Source organism: Mycobacterium helveticum (assembly GCF_007714205.1).
Classification (GTDB): Bacteria; Actinomycetota; Actinomycetes; order Mycobacteriales; family Mycobacteriaceae; genus Mycobacterium; species Mycobacterium helveticum.
On sequence record NZ_VMQU01000148.1, the window covers coordinates 1 to 12,084 of the forward strand.

At 72.4% G+C, this 12,084-nt stretch carries 14 protein-coding genes; 3 read left to right on the forward strand and 11 right to left on the reverse strand.

Annotated features, from left to right (window positions below):
- A partial coding sequence (locus FPZ47_RS23680) for a hypothetical protein (RefSeq protein WP_210419978.1) occupies positions 1–183 on the forward strand: 183 nt, incomplete at its 5' end.
- A 50-nt stretch (positions 184–233) separates the two neighbouring features.
- On the opposite strand, the gene FPZ47_RS23685 is transcribed toward FPZ47_RS23680, so the two are convergent.
- Both FPZ47_RS23685 and FPZ47_RS23690 read right to left on the reverse strand, forming a co-directional pair.
- On the reverse strand, positions 234–1,268 hold the full coding sequence (locus FPZ47_RS23685; protein WP_144955364.1) for an NAD-dependent epimerase/dehydratase family protein: 1,035 nt from the start codon (positions 1,266–1,268) through the stop codon (positions 234–236).
- Complete coding sequence (locus FPZ47_RS23690) at positions 1,265–2,041, reverse strand: S-methyl-5'-thioadenosine phosphorylase (RefSeq protein WP_246133544.1); 777 nt, start codon at positions 2,039–2,041, stop codon at positions 1,265–1,267. The genes FPZ47_RS23685 and FPZ47_RS23690 overlap by 4 nt, the downstream gene beginning before the upstream one ends.
- A 60-nt stretch (positions 2,042–2,101) precedes the next feature.
- Between FPZ47_RS23690 and FPZ47_RS23695 the strand changes: the two genes are divergently transcribed.
- A complete protein-coding gene (locus FPZ47_RS23695) occupies positions 2,102–2,974 on the forward strand; it encodes a 1,4-dihydroxy-2-naphthoate polyprenyltransferase (RefSeq protein WP_144955370.1) in 873 nt (290 codons plus the stop codon).
- A gap of 31 nt (positions 2,975–3,005) precedes the next feature.
- Here FPZ47_RS23695 and FPZ47_RS23700 read toward each other — a convergent pair whose 3' ends face one another.
- A complete protein-coding gene (locus tag FPZ47_RS23700) occupies positions 3,006–3,287 on the reverse strand; it encodes a DUF4229 domain-containing protein (protein ID WP_281291889.1) in 282 nt (93 codons plus the stop codon).
- 147 nt (positions 3,288–3,434) lie between these two features.
- Between FPZ47_RS23700 and FPZ47_RS23705 the strand changes: the two genes are divergently transcribed.
- Positions 3,435–3,596, forward strand: coding sequence for a hypothetical protein (locus FPZ47_RS23705; RefSeq protein WP_144955372.1), 162 nt, complete (start codon positions 3,435–3,437; stop codon positions 3,594–3,596).
- 4 nt (positions 3,597–3,600) lie between these two features.
- Here the strand turns inward: FPZ47_RS23705 and FPZ47_RS23710 are convergent, their stop codons facing one another.
- The 8 genes from FPZ47_RS23710 to FPZ47_RS23745 form a co-directional block, all read right to left on the reverse strand.
- On the reverse strand, positions 3,601–4,959 hold the full coding sequence (locus tag FPZ47_RS23710; protein ID WP_425461830.1) for a MinD/ParA family ATP-binding protein: 1,359 nt from the start codon (positions 4,957–4,959) through the stop codon (positions 3,601–3,603).
- A 79-nt stretch (positions 4,960–5,038) separates the two neighbouring features.
- Positions 5,039–6,016: a c-type cytochrome biogenesis protein CcsB gene (ccsB, locus tag FPZ47_RS23715; protein ID WP_144955375.1), complete on the reverse strand. Its 978-nt coding sequence runs from the start codon at positions 6,014–6,016 to the stop codon at positions 5,039–5,041.
- A complete protein-coding gene (resB, locus tag FPZ47_RS23720) occupies positions 6,013–7,605 on the reverse strand; it encodes a cytochrome c biogenesis protein ResB (RefSeq protein ID WP_144955399.1) in 1,593 nt (530 codons plus the stop codon). The genes ccsB and resB overlap by 4 nt, the downstream gene beginning before the upstream one ends.
- 125 nt (positions 7,606–7,730) lie before the next feature.
- Complete coding sequence (locus FPZ47_RS23725; protein ID WP_144955378.1) at positions 7,731–8,510, reverse strand: cytochrome c biogenesis CcdA family protein; 780 nt, start codon at positions 8,508–8,510, stop codon at positions 7,731–7,733.
- Entirely contained in the window at positions 8,507–9,118 is a 612-nt protein-coding gene (locus FPZ47_RS23730) for a TlpA disulfide reductase family protein (RefSeq protein ID WP_210419979.1), read from the reverse strand. The genes FPZ47_RS23725 and FPZ47_RS23730 overlap by 4 nt, the downstream gene beginning before the upstream one ends.
- Positions 9,115–9,723 carry a histidine phosphatase family protein gene (locus FPZ47_RS23735; protein WP_144955384.1) on the reverse strand — a complete coding sequence of 203 codons (609 nt, stop codon included), beginning with the start codon at positions 9,721–9,723 and terminating at the stop codon, positions 9,115–9,117. Before FPZ47_RS23735 ends, FPZ47_RS23730 begins: the two co-directional genes overlap by 4 nt.
- Complete coding sequence (gene hemL / locus FPZ47_RS23740) at positions 9,723–11,054, reverse strand: glutamate-1-semialdehyde 2,1-aminomutase (protein WP_144955387.1); 1,332 nt, start codon at positions 11,052–11,054, stop codon at positions 9,723–9,725. The genes FPZ47_RS23735 and hemL overlap by 1 nt, the downstream gene beginning before the upstream one ends.
- Positions 11,055–11,142: 88 nt before the next feature.
- On the reverse strand, positions 11,143–12,084 hold a 942-nt coding region (locus FPZ47_RS23745), incomplete at its 5' end, for a beta-propeller fold lactonase family protein (RefSeq protein WP_145039629.1).

The window sequence follows — 12,084 nt, forward strand, 5'->3', positions numbered from 1 at the left end:
GCCCCGCCCTCGGCGGCGGCGACGACCCGCATCCCCACGGGCGCCCCGGGCGCCGGTGCGGAGCATCCCACCACCGTGATCCCGCAGGCCGGGCCGCGCCTCTTCCGCGGTGACGACTCGACAACGGGGCAGATTCCCGTGCCGAAGCCCAGGATCTTCCGGGCCCCGCACGACACGAAGTAGTCGGGGGTGGACGGCGCCGTGCGCCCCGATCGGGCAGAACTGACCCGGACTCAGCCGCGCAGGGGCGCGAAAGCGAAGTCGCGCAGCCCGTTTCGCGGCTCGATGGCCGCCCGGAAGCCCAGCGCCTCGGCGGCCCGGGCCGGATCGGCGACGATATGGCGCACGTCGCCGCTGCGGTACTGGCCGGTCACCACCGGCGCCAGCGAACCGTCGCGCGCATCGCAGAGCGCCGCCGCCACCTCCATGATGGAGATCGGCCGGCCCGAGCACACGTTGGCCGCGAGGAACCCGCCGCGGTCGCTTACCGCCGCGGCCACGTTGGCCGCGGCCACGTCGTCGACGTGGACGAAGTCACGCATCTGGCCGCCGTCCTCGAAAACCCTTGGCGGCTCGCCCTTTTCCAGGGAAGACCGGAAAATGGCCGCCACCCCGGAATACGGGGTGTCACGGGGCATCCCGGGGCCGTAGACGTTGTGGTAGCGCAGCGCCACCACCGATCCGCCCGTCGCCTCCGACCAGGCCAGCGCGTAATGCTCCTGCGCGGTCTTGCTGGCGGCATACAGGCTGCGGGGCCGCAGGGCGGCGTCCTCGTCGACGAGGCGCCACCGCAGTTCCTCACCGCCGACGGGGCAGCGATGTTCGAAGACCCCGGCGTCGAGGTCGGCGCGCCGGCGCGGCAGCGGGTCGACGAATCCGTGTTGGTAGCAGTGGTAGCGCCCCTGCCCGTACACCACCATCGACGACGCGAGCACCAGGCGGCGCACCCCGGCCGCGAACATCTGCGCGAGCAGCACCGCGGTCGCCAGGTCGTTGTGGCCGCCGTAGGCGGGCGCGTCCGCGGCGTCCACGCCGGCCCCGACCATCGCGGCGTGATGGCACACCACGTCGGCACCGGCGAGCAGCGGGGCCAGCGCCTCGGCGTCGCGGACGTCGACCCGGTGACACCCGGGCGGCAACACCGCGTCCGGGCCGTGCGCGGCGGGCAGCAACACGTCGACGCCCACCACGTCGTGACCCGCCGCCCGCAGCGCCGCATCCACCCGCGACCCGATGAAACCGGCCGCGCCGGTCAGCAGCACCCTCACGGCAGCTCGACGGGCAGCGTCAGGCCGGTGTGCGGCAGGCAGTGGGTGCAGGTGCGTTCGGGGGCCACCCGGGCGATCGCCTCGCGAATCAGCTGCTTGAACGGCTCGACGTTGCGTTGGAACTGCGCGAACACCTCGGCGGTCTTCACGCCCTCCCCCGCCTCGATGCCCGCATCCAGATCGGTTACCAAAGCTACTGTCGCATAACATATTTCGAGTTCACGCGCGAGCACCGACTCCGGGTAGCCGGTCATGTTGACCAGGCCGAACCCGGCCGAGGCGAACCACCGGCTTTCGGCCCGGGTCGAGAACCGCGGACCCTGGATCACCACCATGGTGCCGCCGTCGACCACGTCGGGCAGGGCGGTGACGGCGGCGCGCAGGGTCGGGCAGTACGGATCGGCGAAGTCGACGTGGATGCCGCCGGAGTCGAAGTAGGTGTCCGCGCGGCCGCTCGTGCGATCGACCAGCTGGTCGGGCACGACGACCGTGCCCGGACCGTGGGCCGGGTCGAGGCTGCCGACCGCGCAGGGGCCGAACACCCGCCGCACCCCGAGCTTGCGCAGCGCCCACAAGTTGGCCCGGTACGGCACGGTGTGCGCCGAGTATTCGTGGGTGGCGCCGTGTCGGGGCAGGAAGGCGACGGCGTGCCCGGCGACGCTGCCGATCGTGACCGGAGCACTGGGCCGGCCGTAGGGAGTGTCCACGGTGACGGTGCGAACCTCGGATTCGAGAAACGTGTAGAAGCCGCTGCCGCCGATGACCCCGAGCATCCGCCCATTCTGGTGCATGGCGATCGACGGGCATGCCCCAGGATGTTGCAGGATATTTTCATGGCCAGCTTCGGGCAGTGGATCTCGGGTGCGCGGCCGCGGACGCTGCCCAACGCGGTGGCGCCCGTCGTCGCCGGCACCGGCGCCGCGGCATGGCTGCACGCCGCCGTGTGGTGGAAGGCGCTGCTGGCGCTGGCCGTCGCGGTCGCGCTGACGGTCGGGGTCAACTACGCCAACGACTACTCCGACGGCGTCCGCGGCACCGACGACGACCGGGCCGGCCCGGTGCGCCTGGTCGGGTCGCGGCTGGCGGCGCCGCGCTCGGTGCTGGCCGCGGCGGTGGCCGGCCTGACGGTGGCCGCGGCGGCGGGCGTCACGCTGGCGCTGCTGTCCGCGCCGTGGCTGATCGCGGTCGGCGCCGCCTGCATCGCGGGGGCCTGGCTCTACACGGGCGGGTCGAAGCCCTACGGGTACGCCGGCTTCGGCGAGGTCGCGGTGTTCGTGTTCTTCGGCCTGGTCGCCGTGCTGGGCACCGAGTACACCCAGGCGCTGCGGGTGGACTGGGTGGGGCTGGTGCTGGCGGTGTCGACGGGGGCGCTGTCGTCGTCGGTGCTGGTGGCCAACAACCTGCGCGACATCCCCACCGACGCGCGGTCGCACAAGATCACCCTGGCGGTGCGCCTCGGGGATGCCCGCACCCGCACGCTGTACCAGGCGCTGCTGGTGACCGCCGGGGCGCTGACCCTGGCGCTGACGGCGGCGACGCCCTGGTGCGCGGCCGGACTGGCGGCCACGCCCCTGGCGCTGCGGGCCGCCGGCCCGGTGCGCTCCGGCCGCGGCGGCCCCGAGCTGATCCCGGTGCTGCGCGACACCGGCCTGGCGATGATGGTCTGGGCGCTCGCGGTGGCGCTGGCTCTGGCGCTGGCGCGCTGATCGGGTGGGAACCCAGGGCGTTGAGTGTGGGCTAGTCGTCGCCCACGTCCTCGCCGCGCAGCCGGGCCTGCAGCTGTTGGCGTTCCCGGCGGCGGCGTTCCCCGGCGGTCGCAAGCGCGACGGTCGCGCGCCGGCGCAGCGGGCTGAACAACCAGATGCCCAGCGGCATCCCGATGATCAACGCGAACAGCGCGGCGACGATGACGGGGAACTGGGCGACCCCCAGCAGCCGCGCGATCCCGTAGATCGCCCCGGTGAGCACGACCACGAGCAGCAACCGCGCTGCCGCGTAAGGCACGACACCGCCGATCACGCCGCCGCTTCGGTGTGCGGTGGCTTCGGTGGCTTCGGTGGCTTCGGTGGCTTCGGTGGCTTCGATGGCTTCGATGGCTTCGTCGCCAGGCTCTTCTCCCACGGGTCGAGCCTACGACGCGGGTATATTCGCTGCAGGAGGTGTTGAGTGCTCTACCTGCTCGTCGTCCTGATCCTGGGGACCCTGATCTACGTTGGCTGGCGCGCGGCGCGGTTGCAGAACAACCGCCCGAAGACTCGCGTCATCGGACCCGACGACGATCCCGACTTCCTCCGCCGGTTGGGCCACGGGGACAACAACCCCCGCTGAACGCTCAGCCCGGACCCGGGTTGCGCCCGTCGCCACCGAATCCGTCGGCGACGACGGCCGCCAGCTCGACGAGCGCCTCGCGCGTCCCCCGCCGCAGCCGGTCCAGGCTGATCTCCGCGCCCTCCTCGAGATGGGGGTCGAACGGCACGATCCGCACGGCCCGGCAGCGCCGCGAGAAGTGGTCGACCACCTTGTTCATGTCGACCTTGCCCGTCCGCGGGCGCACCGCATTGATCACGGCGATCGAGTCGCGGACCAGGTCTTGGTGGCCGTGGGCGTCCAGCCAGTCCAGCGTCGCCGAGGCGCTGCGCGCGCCGTCGATGGATCCCGAGCTGACGACGACCAGGACGTCGGCCTTGTCCAACACCGACGACATCGCCGAGTGCAGCAGCCCGGTGCCGCAGTCGGTGAGCACCAGGCCGTAGAACCGCTCCAGGACGTCCAGGGTGCGTTCGTAGTCGGCGGCGCTGAACGCCTCCGACACGGCGGGGTCGGTCTCCGAGGCCAGCACCTCCAGCCCGCTCGGCCCTTTCGAGGTGTACCGGCGGACGTCGCTGTAGCGCTGGATGCTCCCGGCGTCGTGCAGCAGCTCGCGCACCGTCGCCGCCGTCTCCAGCGGGACCTTCTGACTCAGGGTGCCGCGGTCGGGGTTGGCATCGACGGCCACCACCCGGTCGCCGCGGATCTCGGCCAGGGTCGCCCCCAGCGTCGCGGCGATCGTGGTCTTGCCCACCCCGCCCTTCAGCGACAGCAACGCGATCCGGTAGCAACCCCGCAGCGGCCGGTTGACCTCGGCGACCAGGTTGTTGTAGCGGGCGGCCCGGGCGCTCTCGCCCACGTTGATCAGCCCGTTGGACAGCACGTAGAGCAACCGGCGCCAGCCCTCGGTGGGCGGCGGCTTCACCGGGCGCAACAGCATGCTGGTGGACAGCTCCGGATACGGCGTGTGCGGCAGCGGCTCGGGACGGCGCGGGCCCGACGGGGCCTCCGGCGCCGGGTGAATTTCCGTGGGTACCGCCTCGACCGGTCCGGTGTAGTAGGCGCCGTAGGCCGTCGGGTCGACCCGCGCCATCCCGGTGGCCGGGGTCGGCTCCCACTGAGGCATTCCGGTCGGCGGCATTCCGGTCGGCGGCATTCCGGTCGGCGGCATTCCGGTCGGCGGCATTCCGGTCGGCGGCATTCCGCCCTGCCTGCCGGGGGCCGGGCCCCGCCGCTCGGTGCGGAACCCGGTGAAGGCGCGGGTCGGCGCGTCGCCGCCGGGCTCCGGCGGCGCCCCAGCCTGCTGTTCGGGAGGCCCCTGCGGGGGAAACTGCCCTCTCGGCTGATCGGGCGGTCCCACACCCGTCGTCGGCTCCTCGGACACGTGCACTCCCCCTGGATCGGTTATTCGGGTCGGGCGCCCACTCTCAGCCCGGTTGTCAGACCAATTGTCAGACCAATTGTCAGCCCACTCCCGCATACGAGTGCAGGCCCACGGTCACCAGGTTAACGAAGAACAGGTTGAAGACCATTGCCACGAACCCCACGACGTTGATCCAGGCCGCTTTCCTGTCCCGCCACCCCGCGGTCGACCGGGCGTGCAGGTAGGCCGCGTACACCACCCACGCGACGAACGACACCGTCTCCTTGGGGTCCCATCCCCAATACCTGCCCCAGGCCTCCTCGGCCCAGATGGCGCCGAAGATCACGCCGAAGCCGAACACCGGAAACGCGAAGATCGTGGTGCGGTAGGCGATGCGGTCCAGCGTCTGCGCATCCGGGAACCGCTGCACGAGCCGGGCCAGGGTGCCCTCGGTCTCGGGGTGCCCGAGCCGCGACGTCCGCAACAGGAACAGGACGCTGGCGACGCCGGCGACCATGAACACCCCCGAACCGAGGCTGACCACCGACACGTGGATGGGCAGCCAGTAGGACTGCAGCGCGGGCATCACCGGGGCGGCGTTGGTGTAGAGCCAGCGGCCCGACACCGTCAGCAGGATCAGGATTGGCACCAGCAGGAAGACCCACAGCGGGCGGTACTGCGGGCGGCGCAGCATGACGGCGCCGGCGAGCAGGCCGCACAGGCACGTGAGGTTGATGAACTCGTACATGTTGCCCCACGGCGGGCGCAGGGTCGCCAGACCGCGCAGCACGACGCACGCCAGCAGCAGCCCGATGCCCAGGTACACCACGGCCAGCCCGGCCCGCCCGGTGCGTTCGTCGAACGGCCGCCGGGGGACGTCGTCCACGATGCCGGGAACGGGGCTGTCGGCGCCGACGGAACCCGCCAGCACCCGCTCGCGGCGGTCCACACGCCGCCCGCCGGCGTAGGCCAGCTCGACGGACAGCAACAGCAACGCGACCACCAGGGCCACCACGGCCGAGGTGAACGCCCAGTCCGAGTAGCGCGCCAGGGCGATGTTGACGTGCAGGGTGTTCATGAGACGTCCACCTGAGAACTCCTTACCGACGCGGGGGGCGCCGCGCCGCCGGCGGCCGCGCCGGGGTCGCCCAGGCCGGCCAGCAGTCGCTCGGTCAGCCGCTCGAACTCGTCGCCCCAACCGGAGTTGTCGGTGCGGGCCAGCCCGCCCATTTCGACATTCACCGTACCCGGGGCCGTCTCGCCGGCGGGCGTCAGACGGACCCACACCCGGCGCCGGCGCACCAGCAGCGACACCACCAGTCCGGCCATCATCGTGATCGCGAAAACCAGCACCCAGACCTGACCGGGGTCGTGGGAGACCTGCAGGTTCACGAAGGGGACCGCGCCGTCGAAGCGGACGACGGTGCCCGCGGCGGGGCCCTGCTCGATCCGGACCTCCTGGCCGGGGCGCAGGTTGACGCGCTTCTCCCGGGTCAGCCGGCCCTGCTGGAGCAGCCGCGGGTCCAGGGTGAACAACGACTGGGGCCGGCCGCTGTCCAGCCCGGTGTCGCCGCGGTAGACGTCGATGGCCACCGCGGGGGCGTTCAGGGCCGGGAACCGCGAGGACAGCAGGGTGCCGTCGAGCTGCTCGGTCGGCGCGAGCAGGCCCTGGATCGCGATCTCGTGCTTGCGGCGCTCACTCGCGTCGGGGTAGCTGCCCGCCGGCGGGTCGACGCGCACCACGCCCGACGACAGCAGGGTGCGCGGGTTGTCGGGCCGCCACTGCACGGTCGACGTGCGGGTCTGACCGTCCGGGAACGTCACGGTGAAGGTGGGTGCGTATCCGTGGCCCTGCAGGTAGACCCGGTCGCCGCCGACCCGCAGCGGGTGGTTGACCTCCAGCCGGTAGGGGTGCCAGCTGTCGGCGGCGAGGTCCCGGCCCGCCTGGTAATCGATGTCCGCGGCGTAGGACGTGGCCTGTCCCGACGGCAGGTAGTGCGCAGCGAAGTTGTCGACCCGGACGCAGATCGGGTGCAGCGAGGTCCCGTCGACGGTGTTGCCGGCGCGGAACGAGTCGAACGCCGCCGGGGAGGCCGAGCAGAACCCGGGCCCGCCGTCGGCGATGACGATCACGTTGCCCTCGTAGCCGAACAGTTTGCCGACGGCCACCGCGACCAGCAGGCCCAGCAGCGAGAAGTGGAAGACCAGGTTGCCGAACTCGCGCAGGTAGCCCTTCTCGGCGGAGACTTCGACGACGGTGTCGTCGTGACGGATCGTGGTGCGCCAGCCCCGCAGCCGTCCGGTGATCTCGTTCGCCAGGGCGTTCGGTTGCCCGGGCCCGGCGGTGATCTGGGCGTCGGCGTGCTTGGGCAGGCGGGCCAGATTGCGCGGCGCCGCCACCGGTGTGGCGCGCAGGCTGCGGGCGTGCTCGATCATCCGCGGGGTGAGGCACCCCACCAGGGAGACGAACAGCAGCACGTACACGGCGGTGAACCAGAAGCTGGAGAACACGTCGAAGGCCTGCAGGCGGTCCAGCCACGGGCCGATCAGCGGGTGCGACTTGACGTAGTCGTCGACCTTGCCGGCGTTGAGGCTGCGCTGCGGCAGCAGGGCGCCGGGGATCGCGCCGAGCGCGAGCAGGAACAGCAGCACCAGCGCGGTGCCCATGGAGGTCAACGCGCGCCAGGTGTTGCGCCACTTCTGCGCGAGCAGAAGCAGAATCGCCCCCAAACGTGCCGTTTTGAGCGATTTTGCCGGGGGTACCTCCCGCTTGCGGGGGACTGCTCGCGCCGTCAAATCGGCAGCCTCACGTCGGAGACGAACGCGTCGCGCAGCCACGACACGAGGTCGTTCCAGGCGCCGGTGACCAGCAGGGCGCCGACCGCGATCAGCAGCGCGCCGCCGAAGATCTGGATGCCCCTGGTGTGCCGACGCAGCCAGCCCAGGCCGGCCACGGCACCCGCCGACCCGAACGCCAGCGCCACGAACGGGATCCCCAGGCCCAGGCAGTAGGCGATGACCAGCACGATCCCGCGTGCGACGTCGGCGCCCTGGGTGGCCGAGGCCACCGTGATCACCCCGGTCAGCGTCGGGCCCAGGCACGGGGTCCAGCCCAGGGCGAACACCGCGCCCAGCAGCGGCGCGCCGGCGACCGTTGTGAACTGCCGCGGGCTGAACCGCGCCTGCCGCTGCAGCGCCGGGATCAGGCCCACGAACACCAGCCCCATCACGATGGTCAGCACGCCGCCCACCCGCTGCAGCAGCAGCTGGTTGGCGATCAGTGTGGTCGTCATGCCGAGCACCGCCACGCTGCCCAGTACGAACACCGTGGTGAACCCGGCGACGAACAACGCCGCCGACCCCGCGACGCGCCACCGGGCACCCGGCGGGGCTTTGACCGCGCCCGGCGGCGGCTGCTCGTCCACCCCGACCACGGCCGCCAGATACGACAGATAGCCCGGCACCAGCGGCACCACGCACGGCGACGCGAACGACACCAGCCCGGCGAGCAGGCACACGCCCAGCGCCACCACCAGCGGCCCGGCGGCGGCGAGGTGGGCGAAGCCGCTCATCGCGGCGCGGCCTGGCCGGCCGGGGACTCGTGGGCCACCCGCTCCACCACCGGCTGCAGGTCCTGGGCCAGCAGCTCCCGCAGGAACACCGCGGCGACCCGGTGCCGACGGTCCAGCACCAGCGTGGACGGGATGACGGTGGTGGGGTACTTGCCGCCGAACGCGATCAGCGTGCGCATCGCCGGGTCGTAGATGGACGGGTAGGTCACGTGCCGGTCGTCGACGAAATCCAGGGCGGCCCGGCGGCTGGTGTCGCGGACGTCGATGCCCAGGAAGGCCACCCCGGCATCGCGGGTGTCGTCGTAGACCCGCTGCAGCTGGCCGATCTCGGCCCGGCACGGACCGCACCACTGCCCCCACACGTTGACGACGACGACACGGCCGGCGAAGTCGTCCAGCGACAGCATGCGCGCCGGGTCGGCCAGGTCCGGCCCCGACAGCGGGCCCGGACGGCCACGGCTGGACGGCGGGTCGTAGTAGATGTCGGTCTTGCCGCCGGGCGAGACGAACTCGAAGGTGCCGCCCTGGGCCACCGCGTCGCGACCGGTACAGCCGGCCAGCAGGCCCGCCAGCATCATCGCGGCCATTGCCAGCCCTCGCACGGTCACACGCCCGCCGGCTCGGAGTACTCGACGCCGACCAGGCGGTCGCCGTCGTAGACCAGGGTGGTGACCGAGGCGAGCCCGCATTCGCGCCGCCGCGGATCGTGCCAGAGCCGCCTGCCGGTCAGGTGCAGCCGCAGCGTCCACACCGGCAGTTGATGGCTCACGCACACCACCTCCTGGCCGGCGCCGCGGACGCGCGCCTTGTCCACCGCGCTGCTCATCCGGGCCGCGATCTCGGCGTAGGGCTCGCCCCAGGACGGGGTGAACGGGTCGCGCAGCCGCCACCAGAACCGCGGGTCCCGCCACGCGCCGTCGCCCGGGCCGACGCGGCGGCCCTCGAAGAAGTTGGCCGACTCGATCAGGTCGGGGTCGGTGTCGACGGACAGGTCATGCGCGGCGGCGATGGGCGCGGCGGTCTCCTGCGCCCGCTGCAGCGGGGACGCGATGACCGCGGCGACGTCGCGGCCGGCCAGCGCGCCGGCGACGGCGGCCGCCTGCGCCCGGCCCTTGTCGGACAGGTGGAATCCGGGCAGCCGGCCGTAGAGGATCCCATTCGGGTTGTGCACCTCGCCGTGGCGCACCACGTGCACCCGGGTGTGTTCGGCCATCAGGGTCGGTCCTCTCGGGTGGCCGCCGCGGCCGCGCGGGCGGCGTGGGGCAGCGCCGCGGCGATGCGGTCGAAGGCGTCCTCGTCCAGGGCGGCCGAGACGAACCACGCCTCGAAGGCGCTGCACGGCGGGTAGACGCCGGCGTCCAGCAGGGCGTGGAAGAAGGCGGGAAAGCGCCACGTCTCGCTGGCGCGGGCGGCGGCGAAGTCGGCCACCGGCGCGTCGCAGAAGAACACGCTGAACATGTTGCCGGCCCGCGGAATCTGATGCGGCACACCGGCGTCCGTGAGCGCTTCGGAGAGCAGCGCGGTCAGGCGGTCGGCGTTGGCGTCCAGCGCGGCGTAGACGGTGTCGTCGGCGGCCCGCAGCGTCGCCAGGCCGGCGGCCACCGCGACCGGGTTCCCCGACAACGTCCCGGCCTGGTACACCGGACCCAGCGGCGCCAGCCGTTCCATCACCTCGGCCCGCCCGCCGAACGCCGCGGCCGGCAGTCCGCCGCTCATCACCTTGCCGAACGTGAACAGGTCGGCGGCCACGGGATCGATTCCGTACCAACCGCTTCGGCTGACCCGGAAACCCGTCATCACCTCGTCGACGATCAGCAGCGCCCCGTACTCGGCGGTGAGGGCGCGCAGCGCCGCGTTGTAGCCGGGCGCCGGTGGCACGACGCCCATGTTGCCGGGGCTGGCCTCGGTGATCACCGCCGCGATCTCGTCGCCGAACCGGGCGAAGGTCCCCCGGACGGCCTCGATGTCGTTGTAGGGCAGCACGATGGTGTCGGCCGCGGCCGCCCCGGTGACACCGGGCGACGACGGCAGGCCCAGCGTCGCCACCCCGGACCCGGCGTCGGCGAGCAGCGCGTCCGCGTGGCCGTGGTAGCAGCCGGCGAACTTGACGATCTTGGCCCGGCCGGTGAACCCGCGCGCCAGCCGCACCGCGCTCATGGTGGCCTCGGTTCCGGAGTTCACCAGGCGTATCCGCTCGACGGCCGGCACCCGCCGGATGATCTCGCCGGCCAGCTCGCTCTCGGCCGGCGTGGGTGCCCCGAACGACAGGCCGGACGCGGCCGCGGTGGCGACGGCGTCGACGACCGCGGGGTGGGCGTGGCCGAGGATCATCGGTCCCCACGAGCAGACCAGGTCGACGTAGCGGTTGCCGTCGGCGTCGGTGAGCCGGCAGCCCCGCGCCTGCGTGATGAACCGCGGGGTGCCCCCGACCGCGGCAAAGGCGCGGACCGGGGAGTTCACCCCGCCGGGGATGACCGCGCAGGCATCCGCGAACAGACGCGCAGAAACCGCGGTTGACATCGTGGTCTGCTCCGAACTACCCATGGCAACCAGTGTCCCAGTCGCTACGATCCGGCTCAACTACAGGGTGTAGGAGTCGGGCTCGGCGCGACCGCCACCCGCCGGGCAGCGATTACGCCACCGCCACCGCGGTCGGGTCCTGGCCGACCGGGATGGTGGCGATCACCTTGTCGGTGACCGGGTTGATCGCCGAGACATTGTTGCTTCCGGAGTTGGCGACGTAAACGGCGCTGCCGAGGTGGTTGACCGCCACACCCGCAGGCAGGCTGCCGACCGGGATGGTGGCGGTGACGGTGTTGGTGGCGGGGTCGATCATCCACAGGCTGCCGCTGTTGAGGCTGTGGTCGGTGACGTAGATGCTGCTCCCGATGGGGTTGACCGCCACCCCGAACGGCTCGCCGGTCACCGGGACGGTGCCGGTGACGGTGTTGCTGACCGGGTCGATCACCGAGACGGTGCCGCCGGCCTCGTTGGCGACGTAGACCGCGCTGCCGGTGGGGCTGGCCGCCACGCCGTTCGGGGCGGCGCCCACCGGGATGGCGTGCGGGGCGCCGGCGGTGGGCAGGGCGGCGATCGCCGACACGTCGTTGGTCAGGGGCATCGTGACGTAGACACTGCCGTTGACGGGGTTGACCGCCACCTGGCCGGCGGAGGTGCCAACGTACTCGACTCCGACCACCTTGTCGAGGCTGGGGCTGATCATTGCGAGGTTGCCGCCGGTGTCGCCGCTGGTCCCTTCGGTGACGTAGACGGCGGTGTCGGTGGGGTTGACCGCGATCCCACTCGGACTGTCGGCGACCGGGATGGTGGCCGTGACGGTGTTGGTGGCGGTGTCGATCACCGACACGGTGTTGCTGCCGCTGTTGGCGACGTAGACGGTGCTGCCGACCGGGTTGGCCGCGACTGCGCTCGGGCCGGTGCCGACCGTGATGGTGCTGACGATCGCGTCGGTGCGGGGGTTGATCACCGACACGGTGCCCGAGAAGTCGTTGGCGACGTAGACGTCTCCGGTCCCGCGGATCCCGGCGGCGCCCCCCGCCCCCCCGGCCCCCCC